The sequence below is a fragment of the Gemmatimonadota bacterium genome, assembly GCA_040882465.1.
In the GTDB taxonomy this organism is placed as follows: Bacteria; Gemmatimonadota; Gemmatimonadetes; order Longimicrobiales; family Gaopeijiaceae; genus JBBEBG01.
Window position 1 is genome coordinate 130,211 of the sequence record JBBEBG010000001.1, and the last position, 14,062, is coordinate 144,272.

11 protein-coding genes are annotated in these 14,062 nt (G+C 66.8%); all 11 read right to left on the minus strand.

What is annotated here, in order from left to right; genetic code table 11:
• A complete protein-coding gene (gene argS, locus WEG36_00590; protein MEX1256093.1) occupies positions 1 to 1,704 on the minus strand; it encodes an arginine--tRNA ligase in 1,704 nt (567 codons plus the stop codon).
• A gap of 17 nt (positions 1,705 to 1,721) precedes the next feature.
• On the minus strand, positions 1,722 to 2,093 hold the full coding sequence (locus tag WEG36_00595) for an FmdB family zinc ribbon protein (protein ID MEX1256094.1): 372 nt from the start codon (positions 2,091 to 2,093) through the stop codon (positions 1,722 to 1,724).
• A 9-nt stretch (positions 2,094 to 2,102) separates the two neighbouring features.
• Complete coding sequence (locus WEG36_00600; GenBank protein MEX1256095.1) at positions 2,103 to 2,534, minus strand: cupin domain-containing protein; 432 nt, start codon at positions 2,532 to 2,534, stop codon at positions 2,103 to 2,105.
• Between the two features lie 19 nt (positions 2,535 to 2,553).
• On the minus strand, positions 2,554 to 4,134 hold the full coding sequence (locus WEG36_00605; protein MEX1256096.1) for a methylmalonyl-CoA mutase family protein: 1,581 nt from the start codon (positions 4,132 to 4,134) through the stop codon (positions 2,554 to 2,556).
• Positions 4,131 to 4,646 carry a biotin/lipoyl-containing protein gene (locus tag WEG36_00610; GenBank protein MEX1256097.1) on the minus strand — a complete coding sequence of 172 codons (516 nt, stop codon included), beginning with the start codon at positions 4,644 to 4,646 and terminating at the stop codon, positions 4,131 to 4,133. The genes WEG36_00605 and WEG36_00610 overlap by 4 nt, the downstream gene beginning before the upstream one ends.
• A 5-nt stretch (positions 4,647 to 4,651) precedes the next feature.
• The gene (locus WEG36_00615) at positions 4,652 to 5,965 is read right to left on the minus strand and encodes a TRAM domain-containing protein (protein ID MEX1256098.1); all 1,314 of its coding nucleotides are present in this window, start codon (positions 5,963 to 5,965) and stop codon (positions 4,652 to 4,654) included.
• On the minus strand, positions 5,962 to 7,467 hold the full coding sequence (locus WEG36_00620) for an acetyl-CoA carboxylase biotin carboxylase subunit (GenBank protein MEX1256099.1): 1,506 nt from the start codon (positions 7,465 to 7,467) through the stop codon (positions 5,962 to 5,964). The genes WEG36_00615 and WEG36_00620 overlap by 4 nt, the downstream gene beginning before the upstream one ends.
• A gap of 64 nt (positions 7,468 to 7,531) precedes the next feature.
• Complete coding sequence (locus WEG36_00625) at positions 7,532 to 8,530, minus strand: hypothetical protein (GenBank protein ID MEX1256100.1); 999 nt, start codon at positions 8,528 to 8,530, stop codon at positions 7,532 to 7,534.
• Between the two features lie 119 nt (positions 8,531 to 8,649).
• Positions 8,650 to 10,200, minus strand: a complete 1,551-nt coding sequence (locus tag WEG36_00630; protein ID MEX1256101.1) for an acyl-CoA carboxylase subunit beta — start codon at positions 10,198 to 10,200, stop codon at positions 8,650 to 8,652.
• A complete protein-coding gene (locus tag WEG36_00635; protein MEX1256102.1) occupies positions 10,197 to 11,999 on the minus strand; it encodes an ABC transporter substrate-binding protein in 1,803 nt (600 codons plus the stop codon). The genes WEG36_00630 and WEG36_00635 overlap by 4 nt, the downstream gene beginning before the upstream one ends.
• Before the next feature lie 68 nt (positions 12,000 to 12,067).
• A complete protein-coding gene (locus WEG36_00640; GenBank protein MEX1256103.1) occupies positions 12,068 to 13,966 on the minus strand; it encodes a 30S ribosomal protein S1 in 1,899 nt (632 codons plus the stop codon).
• Between the last annotated feature and the right edge of the window lie 96 nt (positions 13,967 to 14,062).

Consider the following 14,062-nt stretch of genomic DNA (forward strand, 5'->3'; position numbering starts at 1 on the left):
CTACCTCTCCTCTCCTTCCTCTGGACTCGCGCCTCGGGTCATTTGCTCCGGCGCCTCGAGCCCCAGGAGGCCCAGGCCGTTTCGCAGGACGATCCTGACCGCATGGGCGAGCACGAGCCGCGCGCGGCGGAGCTCCGGGTCGTCCACGAGGACGGCGAGCTTCGGATCCCTCGTGGGGTTTCCCGCATGGTACCATGAATTGACCTCGCCCGCGGTCCGGTCCAGGTACTCGCAAACGAGGTGCGGGGCGCGGGCCTCAGCGGCACCCGCCACGGCCTCGGGAAAAGCCCCGAGCTGCTGGATCAGGGACCGCTCGCGCTCGTCCACGAGAAGCGAGGGATCCCCATACCCGGGACCGACCTCTCCGTGCGCTACGTCCGCCTTTCGAAAGATCGAGCACATGCGCGCATGCGCGTATTTCACCTTATAGACGGGATTCCGGTCCGATTGATCGAGCGCCTGATCGAGGTCGAAGATGAGGTGCGCTTCCGGCTTTCGCATGAGGAAGAAGTAGCGGGTCACGTCCACTCCCACCTGTTCCATCAGGTCTCGGAGGGTGACGTAGTCACCGGCACGCTTCGAGAACTTGACCTCCCGCCCTTCTTTTTCCACGGTCACCATCTGGTGGAGGAGGTACTCGGGATATGCGGGAGGAAGTCCCAGGGCTCGGAGCCCGGCTCGCACTCGCGCCACCGTGCCATGATGGTCCGATCCCTGCACGTTGATCGCGTGGTGGAAGCCTCGTTCCCATTTCGTCAGGTGGTAGGCGACGTCCGGGAGGAAATAGGTTGGGGAGCCGTCGGACTTGACCATGACGCGGTCCTTTTGGTCCCCGAGCTCCGAGGTGCGGAGCCAGATCGCGCCCTCGAGGTCGTAGACGAGGCCGGTTCCGCGCAGGCGCTCGATCGTCTCCGTGACCTTCCCGTCCTCGTAGAGCGATGATTCGAGGAAATACCGGTCGAAGTGAACGCCGAAGGTCGTAAGGTCGCGATCCTGCTCCTCCCGGAGCCGCCCCACGGCGAAGGCCCGCATTCGTTCTAGGGCAACGGGAAGGGAGGCCGACAGCCACCGGTCGCCATCCTCCCGCGCCAACTCGGCCGCGATCTCGACCAGGATCTCCCCGTGATACCCATCTTCGGGAATTTCCGTCTCGACGCCGAAGTGCTGGCGATACCTCGCGAGGACGCTCTCGGCGAGCCGTTCGATCTGCCGCCCCGCGTCGTTGTAGTAGAACTCCCTCGAGACGACCCACCCCGTCCATTCGAGGAGGGCCCCGATAGCGTCCCCCAGGGCGGCTTGCCTCCCATGCCCCAGGTGGAGGAGCCCGGTCGGATTCGCGGAGACGAACTCCAGGAGGATTGGCTCACCTCCCCCCGCGTCGGTCCGGCCGAAGCGCTCGTCTTGCTCGAGCGCTTGGGTCAGCAGCTCGCCGACGCTCCCGGCCGAGATCCGGAAGTTCAGGAACCCGGGTCCCGCCACCTCGACGGAGTCCACGCCGGCGCTCCCCGGAGCGATCTTCGCGGCGATCGCCTCGGCGATCGCGCGGGGCGGCCTCCGAAGCCGCGAGGCCAGCGTCAGGGCGATGTTTGTCGCGAGATCTCCGTGTGTCGGGTCTCGCGGGCGTTCGAGCTGGATCTCGGGGTCGGCGACGCCGAGATCCCGAACGATCCCCTCTAAAAGGGCGCGAAGTGCGTCCTGAGACATGGGGGGAGCGGGCTGGCTCAGGGCGCGGACGAGGAGGCGCCGCCCTTCTTCTTGGGCGCGGTTTTCGTGGAAGGGGGTGGCGCAGCCGGGCTCTCCTTCACGGGCGGGTCCTTCTCTTCTCCCGCGGCCGGAGGTTTGGCCGAGCCCCCCTCTGTTCCGGCCGCATCCCCGCCCCCCTTCCCCTCGGACTTCGCGGCCTTGCGATAGTCCTCGGAGCGGGAGTCGGTGATGTAGAAGCCTTCTCCCTTGAAGAGAAATCCGGCGCCCGACGAGAGGAGCCGGGCCGCTGCGGCGCCACAGGTGGGGCACCTCGCCCGTGGCTCGTCCGACATCCTCTGGAAGAGTTCGAACTCGTGGCCCTTCGGGCAGCGGTATTCGTAGGTAGGCATCCGTTAAAGCTAATCGTCGATCGGTTGGGGTGAAGGTGGCTCTTGCTCCCGCCCCGCCCAGGACACGGTCAGGAGGAAGGCGCTGTCTTCGAGCGCCTCCACGTCGTGTGGAATTCCCTGGTCCAGCGTGAGAAGGCCTCCGGTGGGGAGACGGAAGGTCCGGCCCAGTGCCCCCACCCGGATCTGGCCCTTCAGGGTATGAATGGAAACTCGTCCGCCCGCCGAATGCTCCTGCATTCCCGCGTGCGCCTTCAGCGCGATGAGGACGATCCGGAGGTCCGGATACTTCGCGAGCGTGCGCGCGTTCTGGCCGTTCGCCCACTCGGCTTCGCGGTGGAGGAGCTCGAGCTCCCTGCCGAGGTCGAACTCCAAAAAAGGCGCCGCGAGCGACTTCGCGTGAGTTCGACGAAGTTGTCCACCTCCGATCATTCCTTCGGACATCGGTTCCTCCTGTTGGCGTTCACGTCCCGGCATCGAAGGTACCCCAGACACGCCTGAGCGTGTGCGAGATCTCGCCGAGGGTCGCCATCGCCCGCACGGCGTCGAGGATGTGAGGCATTAGCGGACCAGCCCCCTCTGCGGCCTGGCTCAAGGCCGCAAGGGCTTCGTCAACCCGCCCTTTTTCCCGGTCTGCCCGCAACCGGGACAGGTGACTCTTCTGCACCCCCGCGAGGGCGGCATAGTCGGGGGCGGGCGGATTCGGAGGAAGAAGGCCTTCCTCACGAAACCGGTTCACGCCGACTACCACCCGCTCCCCGGACTCGATCTCTTTCTGAAAGCGGTACGCCGAGTCCTGGATTTCGGACTGCATGTAGTCGAGCGCGCGCGCCGCGCCTCCCTGGCGTCCGATCTCCGCGACGTAGCGTTCCGCTTCCTCTTCGATCCGGTCGGTGAGGCTCTCGACGAGAAAGCTTCCGGCGAGCGGGTCCACCGCCCTCGCGACTCCGGACTCGTATGCGATGAGCTGTTGGGTACGGAGGGCGAGCTTCGCCGCCGCTTCGGATGGGAGTGCGAGGGCCTCGTCGTAACCGTTCGTGTGGAGAGACTGGGTTCCCCCGAGGACCGCCGAAAGCGCCTGGGTCGTCACACGTACGACATTGTTCAGGGGCTGCTGCGCGGTCAGGGTCGATCCCCCCGTCTGCGTGTGGAAGCGAAGCCGGCATGCCGCATCGGAGGCGCCGTAACGCTCGCGCATGATCCGCGCCCAGAGCCGCCGGGCCGCGCGAAACTTCGCCACCTCCTCGAAAAAGTCGTTGTGTGCCGCGAAGAAAAAGGAGAGGCGGGGCGCGATGTCCTCGAGGCCGGCACCGGACCTGAGCACGCGATCCACATATTCGAGCGCATTCGCGAAGGTGAAGGCGACCTCCTGCGGGGCGGTGGCCCCCGCTTCGCGCATGTGATAACCCGAGACCGAGATCGGATTCCAGCGAGGAACGCGTGCGGCGCAGTACCGGATGAGATCCGACACCAGCCGGAGAGAAGGCTCGACGGGGAAAATGTAAGTCCCGCGCGCGACGTATTCCTTGAGGATATCGTTCTGGACCGTGCCCGAGAGGACCTCCGGTGCCACGCCCTGTTCTTCCGCGACCGCAACGTAGAGGGCCAGGAGGATCGGCGCGGTGGCGTTGATCGTCATGGAGGTGGAGACGCCGTCGAGCCGGATTCCCTCGAAGAGGGCCCGCATGTCACGCAGGGAATCGATCGCGACCCCGGCTCGTCCCACTTCTCCGCCGGCGCGCGGATCATCCGAGTCGAGCCCCATCTGGGTCGGAAGATCGAAGGCGACGGAAAGCCCCGTCTGTCCTTCCGCGAGCAGGTAACGGTACCGCGCGTTCGTCTCGGCCGCGGTTCCAAAGCCGGCGTACTGCCGCATCGTCCAGAGCCGTTCCCGGTACATGGTCGGATGGATGCCGCGGGTGAAGGGAAAAGCGCCGGGCTGGCCCAGCTGCGATTCCAGATCCTCGGAGAGGTCGCGCGGACCGTAACTTGCTTCCAACGGCAACCCCGAGTCGGTGCGGGTCCGTCGTTCGGAACCGGTCATTCCCCTCCCTCGGACTTCTCGAATTCGACCAGGATCTGATCCTTTTCCACCGCCTCGCCTTCGCGGGCATGCACTGCGCGCACCCGACCCGCGCCCACGGCCCGGAGCTCGTTTTCCATCTTCATCGCCTCGACGATCATGATTCCTCCGCCGGCTTCGACCAGGTCGCCGACCTGGACCTCGACCCGCACGACGAGTCCCGGCATCGGCGCGCGGACGGGAGGAGGGCCTCCCGAATCGGTGGATGCGGCGCGGATGCGGCGCATCGCGGCTTCTCCCGGGTCCATGACCTCGACGCGTCGCCTCACTCCGCCGACTTCGAGCGACCACGCCCCCGTCCCGTTCCGCTCCGGAACGACACGGAGGGAGCGACCATCCACCCGGGTACTGCGAACGGGGCCGAGTCCCCGTGGGGCGAGCTCGACATCGACCGGCTTGCCGTCCACCTCGGTCCCGTCCTTTCCGATTCGCACATGAAAGGAGCGGCCCTCGACCTGAACCGTGAGATCCATTGCGCTCAGCTCTTCGTCAGAGTGAGAAGGGTCTCGACGCGCGCGGTCTGCGGGAAGAGATCAAAAACCTCCAGGGTCCGGATGGCGTAGCTGCTCCCAAGCCTGGCCACATCCCGCGCGAGCGTGGCGGGATCGCAGCTCACATAAATGACGCGTGGCGTGACCGCGGCCGCGAGCCGCTCCATGACTCCGTCTTCGACGCCGGCCCGCGGCGGATTCAGGAGGGCGAGATCCGCGGGAAGCGCCTCGCCGATCCGATCCTCCACTCGCCCCTCCAGGAGACTGAACCCCACTTCGACGCCCTCTCGCGCCATGCGAGCGGCGCCCGGGTCGGATTCGATCCCGATACATTGGGCTCCCCGGCATGCCGCCCAACGGCCGTACCCCCCGGACCCGCAGTAAGCGTCGAGAACTCGCATCTCGCGGACCTCGCCCATCGCCCGCACGACGGCGCGGTGCAGAAGCTCCGCGGCCCTCCGGTTCACTTGGAGGAAGGCCATGGGCCCAAGGCGGAACGCCTCTCCCATCCACTCCTCGGTCAGCCCCTGGTCTCCGGCCAAAAGGACCGGCTCGGACCCGTCGCCGCCGGGAAGCCGCCAGATCGCGCGAAGCCCGGGGACGCGGGCCAGCAACTCAACGGGATCGCCGTCTCCGTGGCCGCCCGCCACGACGAGGAGGACTTCGCCCCCCGCGGTCGCTCGAAGGGTCAGCCGGAGCTCTTCCCCCTCGGGAAGGAGGCGGGCGCCCGGGCCCCAGCCCTCTCGAAGCCCTTTCCAGGCACGGAGAACGGGAACTTCCCCGAGAAGACAGCGATCGTCTACGTCCACGATCCGTTCGGGGCGGTCCATGGCGTGAAGTCCGGCCACGACCCGGCCCCCGCTCAATCTCCTCAGGGTGAAGGTGAGCCGATTCCGGTAATGGAACTCTTCCGGGGCAGCGTGGAGCCTTGCGGCCGGAAGGTTCTCTCGCTTCCCGATTCGGTGGAGCGCGGCCGTGACGATGGAGGCCTTGGCCGCGAGCTGCCCTTCGTACCGGAGGTGTTGGAGCGTGCACCCTCCGCAGCGATCGAAGAAGGGGCAGGGTGCCGAGCGGCGATCCGGGCCCTCGTCCAGGAGAGTGAGGAGGCGCCCCCGGGCCCATCGCGCCCCGGAGTGCACAACTTCGATCTCCACCCGATCGCCGGGAGCAGTTCGGTGCACGAACACGGCCCGGCCGTCCGGGAGGCGTCCGACCCCCGCACCTTCCGAGGTGATTCCGTCCACCGTGACCTCGACTTGCCGGCGGATCACCATTCGATCCTGGATCGGCACCCGGGTCATGGACGCTTCGACCAGGGAGCGACCGCAGTCCGCCAGGGCGACAACCCGTCCGTGGCTTCGCCTCGAGCCCGCGGAGTCTCGGCCGAACGTCGCCACTCGGCTTCCAGATGCGCAGCGGTCGCGGCGAGGGCGACGATCTCTGCTTCGCTCGCGCTGTCTCCGTCCCGCAGAGAAGGATGCTCTTCCAGGTAATGCGTCGAGAGATCCCCGGCGCGGAAATCGTCCTCTCGGACGACCCGCGCGAGGAACGATGCGCAGGTTTGCACGCCTTGCACGACCAGCTCGTCGAGGGCACAGGCCATCCGGTCGAGGGCCGCGTTCCTCGAGGGAGCATGCACGATGAGCTTGCCGAGGAGGGGATCGTAGTGGAGTCCGACTTCGGACCCTAGGGTGATCCCCCCGTCCCAGCGGACACCCGGACCTCCGGGAATCTCCAGGTGACGGACTGTCCCGGTCGCGGGGAGGAAGCCGGCGCCCGGGTCCTCCGCCGTGATTCGGCACTCGACGGCGTGCCCCCGGAATTGAATGGCATCCTGCTCCAGGTCGAGCCCGGCACCCGCCGCCACACGGAGCTGGGCCTGCACCAGGTCCACTCCGGTCACCAGCTCGGTGACGGGATGCTCCACCTGGATTCGCGTGTTCATCTCGATGAAATAGAAGTCGCCGTCCTGAAGGAGAAATTCGATCGTCCCGGCGCCGCGGTAGTGCACCGATCGAGCCGCCTGGACCGCGGCCTCACCCATCGCCCGCCTTAGAGCGGGCGAAACCGCGGGAGAAGGCGACTCCTCGATCAACTTCTGGTGGCGACGCTGGACCGAACACTCGCGCTCGCCGAGGTGGACCACGTTCCCGCGCCCGTCTCCCAGGAGCTGAATCTCGATGTGTCGGGGACGGTCCAGATATCGTTCGAGGTACACCGCTCCGTCTCCGAACGCCGCGAGCGCCTCCCTCCGCGCCGCGTCGAGCGCGCGGGCCAGTTCACCGCTCGAGGCCACGACCCTCATCCCCTTTCCTCCTCCCCCCGCAACCGCCTTGAGCACCACCGGGTAGCCGATCTCGTCCGCGCGCCTTGCCGCGTCGTCGGCATCTTCGATCGGACCCTCGGAGCCCGGAACGACGGGGACTCCCGCCTTCCGCATGAGATCCCGAGCCTCCGACTTGTCTCCCATCGCCGAGATCGTCTCCGGGGCGGGACCGATGAAGATCAGCCCCGCCTCCTCGACCGCGCGGGCGAATTCGGCCCTCTCGGAGAGAAGGCCATACCCGGGATGGACCCCATCCACACGCGCGCGCCGCGCGACCTCCAGGATCCGGTCCATGCGCAGATAACTTTCGGAGACAGGAGGTGGACCGAGCCGATGGGCTTCGTCGGCGAGGAAGACGTGCGGGGCCAGGCGGTCCGCGTCCGAGTAGACGGCGACGGAGCGAAGTCCCAACTCCCTGCACGCTCGAACGATCCGCACCGCAATTTCGCCGCGGTTGGCGATGAGGACGGAATTCATCGGGGCAAGGTAGCCGACGGCGCGATTCGGCGTAAAGTGAAGGGAGAGCGGCGGCCGCGGCCGATCAGGTGCGTAGCCGCCCCAGCACCCGGGCCCGGAACGCTTGGAAGGCGGGACCGTCATAAGACGCGTTGTCCAGGATGGCCGCCACCTCTTCGGCTTCCCTCCACTCCGCTTCGAGCGCTTCCCCTTCGGCGTCTTCGTCCAGGGCGATCCCGAGTGCCACGCGCTCCGTTCGCCCCAGGTCTCCCAGCGCTGTCCCGAGTTCCCCGAGTCCTCGCAGGAGGAGAGACCGGCCGCCGGCGCGGTCCAGCGCCTCGCCCGCCGACTCCCCTACCTTGCGTGCCTCGGGCCCGCTGTCGAGTACGGCAAGCCCCAGCCGGATGGCGGGGCGCGCGTCCCTCAGGTCGAGGAGGACGAGCTCGCCGCAGCTCCCGCACGGCGCCTCCACGCCGGCCCGGCCTTCGGACGTGCGAAGGGTCACCTCCTGGAAGTCCCAGGGATAAAGGGGCATCTCCCCGCCGCACGCGGGACACTCTCGGGCGAAGGGAAAAGAGGTGAAGGCGAGCGTGAGTGGCCGGGCGCTCTCCAGAAACGGCGAGGCGAGCCACTCCAGGGGCCCACTCTTCCCTCCCACCCCACCCAGCGGCCCGGTCAGCCCATACGGGTCGTACCCTTCCAGGGGAGGGGGCGGAAGGACTTCGACGAGGCGGGAAAAAAACGACGGTGCGGGACCCGTGGCGATGAGCCTACTCCCGTAGCGCCACCCGCCCCATTCAGGCGGTGGTGGACGCCCCACCCGCACCACCTCGTTTTTCCCGACGCGCAGGAGGGCGAGCTCGGAGGTTTCGAGAACGGTTCGGCCCTCCCGGCGAACCCGCTCTTCCCATTCCTCGACCGCCTCCCAACGGAGCTCGAGAGGAACGGGACTCCACCGCCAGCACCGGGAGCAGACGTCCCACAAGCGCCCGAGAGTGGGATCGTAGGCCTGCCTGCGCCCGCTGACCGTCACCTCCGGGTCTGTGCCAGGGAGCCGTGCATCGCAATAGAGGCAACGTCGCATAAGGTTCGCCTCCTTCCGCACGGCGTGGGAGGGGGGGCGGCCAGGCAGAGATAGTTGGCCAGCCCGTCAAAAAAATCCGCGAAGAATCCGCCTCGGATCGGTGGTCCCGATCGTCGACCCTATAGGGGAAGGTTTCCGTGCTTCCGAGGCGGGTTGGAGTCGCGCTTGTTTCGGAGCATATCGAGCCCCGAGATCAGGCGCTCGCGCGTTCGCCGCGGATCGATGACATCGTCTACGAACCCCCGCGCCGCGGCGATGTAGGGATTCGCGAACTTGGTCCGGTACTCCGACTCACGTTCGGTCGCCGCCTTCTCCGGGTCCGACGCTTCCGCGATCTCCCTCTTGAAGAGAATCTCGACCGCGCCCTTCGGGCCCATGACGGCGATTTCCGCGGTCGGCCATGCGAGGTTCAGGTCTCCGCGGATGTGTTTCGAGTTCATCACGTCGTACGCGCCGCCGTACGCCTTCCGCGTAATGACCGTGAGCCTCGGGACGGTCGCTTCGGCGAAGGCGTAGAGAAGCTTCGCCCCATGGCGGATGATTCCGCCGTGCTCCTGGCGAACTCCGGGGAGAAAACCCGGAACGTCTTCGAAGACGACCAACGGGATGTTGAACGCGTCGCAGAACCGCACGAAGCGGGCTCCTTTGACCGACGCGTCGATGTCGAGCACCCCCGCGAGTACGGCGGGCTGGTTCGCGACGATCCCAACCGCGTGACCGCCGAGGTGTGCGAAGCCGACAATCAGGTTTTCCGCGAAGCGGGCGTGGACCTCGTAGAAGCGCCCCCCGTCCGTGACTGCCCGGAGCACGCGGTGCATATCGTACGGCTTATTCGGATTGTCGGGAACGAGATCCAGGAGGAGCGCCTCGGAGCCTTCGGGCGGCGGATCACCCGCACCCCGGGGCGGAAGTTCTGTGTTGTTCTGGGGAAGGTACTGGATCAGGTCGCGCACGGCCGCGATCGCATCCGCTTCGGAGTCGTGCGCGAAGTGCGCCACCCCGGAAACCGAGGCATGCACGTCCGCCCCCCCGAGCCCTTCCATGTCCACGCCCTCGTGCGTGACCGCTTTCACCACGCCCGGGCCCGTCACGAACATGTAGCTCGTTCCCCGCACCATATACACGAAGTCGGTGATCGCGGGCGAATAGACGGCGCCCCCGGCACAGGGCCCGAGTATCAGCGAGATCTGGGGGACGACGCCCGAGGCGAGGGTGTTGCGGAGAAAGATGTCCGCGTAACCTCCGAGCGAGACGACCCCCTCCTGGATTCGCGCTCCTCCCGAGTCGTTGAGTCCGATCAGGGGAGCCCCACCCCGGATCGCCAACTCCTGCACCTTCACTATCTTTTCGGCGTGGGTCTCGGAGAGAGAGCCGCCGAATACGGTGAAGTCCTGCGAAAAGACATAGACCGGTCGGCCCAGGATCGTCCCGTAGCCGGTAACGACACCGTCTCCCAGGATTCGCTTCCCGTCCAGACCGAAGTCCGTCGAGCGATGTGTGACGAAGCGGTCCAGCTCCACGAAGGAGTCGGGGTCGAGGAGGAGGCGGAGCCGCTCCCGCGCCGAGAGCTTCCCTCGCTCATGCTGCGCCGCAAGGCGATCGGCGCCGCCGCCCTGGAGCGCCTCAGCGCCGAGGCGCTCCAACTCCGCCAGCTTCTCTCTGGAGCTCACGGCGTGAGTGGAATCACCCGGCGGTTCTCGAGCCGGACCGGCTGGTAGCTCCGCCGGACTCTACCGTCCACGACCGAGAGGACTCCCGTCGCACCCTCGAAGTCTCGAATCTCTTGGAAGGCGCGCAGGGTGCCGGCCGGGGTTCCGCCTCCGGCGCGTGCGGCCCGGAGAAGGAGGCGAGCGGAGTCATACCCCAGCGCGGAGACCGGAGAACGGAGGGTTCGGCGGAAGTGTGCCTCGTATGCTTGGACGAAGTCGGTCCATCCCGGGCCGAATTCGCCCTCCTGCACCCACGTCGTCACGGAGAGGATGCCGTCCGTATGGCGCGGCGGAACGACCTGGAGGACGGACTGGCTCACCCAGGCCTCGTTCCCGAAGATCGTGAGGCCCGCGATCGTATTGACCCCGTAAAAGGAGAGTTGGGGTGCGAGCGTTTCGATGTCCTGCTGAGAGAGGATGAGAACGAGTCCGCGCGGGGCCAGGCTCGCGACTTCTCCGAGGGGGGCCGCGAGGCTCGTGGCTCCCACGGGGTAGGTCAGCGTCCGCACGATCGTTCCACCGCCCGCGAGATACGCCTCGCGGAACCACCGCACCTCCTCCAGGATCTCGGCGGATGTGGGGTGGAGCAGGACGACCTGTCGGATCCCCTGCTGGAAGACGAGTGCCGCGAGGGCGCGCCCCGCTTCCGGGTCCACTCCCGTCAAGGAGAAGACGCCCGGCCCGGCATCGGGGACCATCCTCACAGTCGGGGAGAGAATGGCGAGGGGCTCACTCCGCGAGCGCGCCGCCGCGCCGAGCGACGCCTCTTCGAGCGGCCCCACGACGCCGGCGACGCCCTGGCTCTCGAGCGCGGATATCGCCTCCGCGACCCCGGAAAGTGTCCCCTGCTCGTTCATCGCGACGAACCGGACGCGAAGATCCGTCGCCTCCTCCTCGACGACAAGAGCCACTTCGATCCCCTCGCGAATCTCCTGCGCGAGCTCCCGCACCGAAGGGGAGCCCGATTCGGGGAGGATCGCCCCGATCACGGCCGCGACATTCAATTCGGCGTCGAGGGTGCCGGCGAGAAGGCTTCGCGCCCGCGCCTCCGTCCGCTCCCCAGGGTCGAGGGAAAGCGCCTGTTCAGCGAGGCCGAGCGCCTCGGCTTCCGCGCCGGCGAGGTGGCGGCGCACACCCAGCTCGAGAATGAAGACGGGAAGCAGCCGAGGGTGCGAGGGCGCCTGGTTTACCAGGTCGTGAAGGGCTTGAGTCTCCACGGCCACGGCCCAGCTCGCGGCACGCGCCTCTGCCGCGTTCAGCAGCTCTTCCCTCGATCCCGGCGGAATCTGGAAGAGGGCCTCCAGTGCCCCCCCGAGTTCGCCCTCCCAACGCACCTCGGCCCGGAGGAGAAGCGCTTCGCCGATCCGCACGTCCCCGGCCGGAAAGAGAGGCATAAAGGTGCCGAGGGCATTGTCGGCGGCCGTCCACTCCTCGAGTCCCATGGATGCCCGGGCACCCAGGAGAAGAGCGAGGGCCGACCCCTCTGTCGTCGCGAAGCGCGTCTCGATTTCGCGGCCGCGGTCCCTTGCTTCGGCGAATCGCCCCTGGTTGAGGAGCTCCGTACCCTCCGCGAGGAGACGGGCAACCTCCGCGGCCGTGCCGGGATCACTGGCGCCCGCACGAAGTGCAGGGCCGGAGATGACGGGACCGGGAGGAAGTGCGCCCTCGGACGGCCCCGCGAGCCGGCACCCGGTCGAGAGAGGGGCGAGCCCCAGGGCGAGGAGAAACAGGCGTGGCGCGAGGGCGTTGGGACGACCCACGCCTTTCCGGTTCCTCCTCACGATTGGACTTCTCATGCTCCCCCCGAAGGCCTCTGCGATCCCCTGGATCAGGATTCGGTGGTGCCTTCCTCCGCATCCGGCACAGCGTCCGGCACGGCGGCCGTCGCGCTCACCGGTGCCTCGGCCTCCACCGCAACGGTTTCACCTTCCGCCGTTTCCGCGGTGGGTTCCGTGGGCTCCACCGGCTCGGGAAGGGCCATCCGCTCCGGCACAGTCGTCACTTCCAGCACGATGCGGCGGTTGGCGGCGTCCGACTCGAGGACCCGGAGGTCCACGGCCTCACCCGGCCGGAAGTATTCGGCGAGACGATTCGCGTCTTCGACCGCGGTGTGCGAGGTCGGCACGAAGCCCTCGATCTCGTCACCGAGATCCACGACCACACCCTTGTCCTGGAGCCGGATCACCTTCCCCTCCAGCTCGACGCCGGGCGCGAACCGCTGCACGATTCCGGGCCACGGATCGTCCACCAACTGCTTGATACCGAGGGAGATTCTCTTCTGATCCGAGTCTATGTCGAGGACCATGACCTGTACGTCGTCACCCTTCTCCACGATCTCCGAGGGGTGCTCCACCCGGCGCGTCCAGCTCATGTCGGAGACGTGGACCAGCCCGTCAATTCCAGATTCGATCTCGACGAATGCGCCGAACGACGTGAGGTTGCGCACCTTCCCGGAGAGGATCGTCCCCGTCGGGTACTGCATCGGGAGGGAGAGCCACGGATCCTCCTCGATCTGTTTCATTCCCAGCGAGATCTTTTCTTCCTGCGGATCTACCTTCAGGACGACCGCTTCGATCTCGTCCCCGATCGTCACGAGCTTGGAAGGGTGCCGGACATTCCGCGTCCACGACATCTCGGAGATGTGGACGAGCCCCTCGACTCCCTTCTCCAACTCGACGAAGGCCCCGTAGTTGGTGATCGAAACGACTTTCCCGCGGACGCGATACCCCACAGGGTATTTCTTGTCGATGTCCGTCCAGGGATAGGGGAGGAGCTGCTTCAGCCCGAGGGAAATCCGCTCGCGGTTCCAGTCGATGTCCAGGACTTTGATGTCCACCGCCTGTCCGATCTCGACCACCTCGGACGGATGCCCGACCCTTCCCCAAGACATATCCGTAATGTGGAGGAGCCCGTCGAGGCCGCCGAGGTCGATGAAGGCGCCGAAGTCGGTGATATTTTTCACCAGGCCCTCGCGCACCTGCCCGACAAGGAGTTCCTTCACCAGGTTCTCCCGCTTCTTCTCGCGCTCCGCCTCGAGGATCACGCGCCGCGAAACCACGATGTTGCGACGCCGCTTGTTCAGTTTGATGATCTTGAACTTGTAAGTCTCTCCGAGCAGATCTTCGATGTGCGGGACCCGGCGCAGAGCGATCTGGGACCCCGGGAGGAAGGCATCCACTCCCATGAGGTCCACGGTGACCCCTCCCTTGATCTTCCGGGCGAGGGTTCCCTTGACCGGGCGGTCGTTTTCATAGGCGTCCTTGATCTTCTCCCAGACGCGCAGGAAGTCGGCCTTCCGCTTGGAGAGAACGACGACTCCGTCGTCGTCTTCGAGGCTCTCCAGCAGGACTTCGACTTGGTCCCCCGGAGACAGCGTCGAAGGATCCTTGAATTCGTCCAGTGGAACGGAGCCTTCGCTCTTGAATCCGAATTCGAGGATCACCGCGTTTTCGGTGACAGAAAGGATCTTCGCGGTGACGATCTCCCCTTCCCGCATGTCCTGCATCTCGCCGCCGAACTCCTCGAGCATCGCCTCGAAGTCGTCGCGGGAGAGGTCCATCTCCTCTTCCCCGTAGGGATCCCTGTAGAGCTCGGGAGAGATACCGTCGGGGATTTCCTCCCGCTTCGGCTTGGGCTTGGCGGCAGTCGCCACGGCACCGGGATCTGAGGAGAGCGCTTCCGAGGCTTCGGTTTCGGAGGCGTTCTGGTCTTCGGGAAGGGAGAACATGCGGGTTCCGGATCTCGTATTCCCCGGCAAATGCTTCGCCCGGGAGGGTGATGGACCTGCCGCGAGGGGCGAAATTCGCCTCGGGGATCCTGGTGA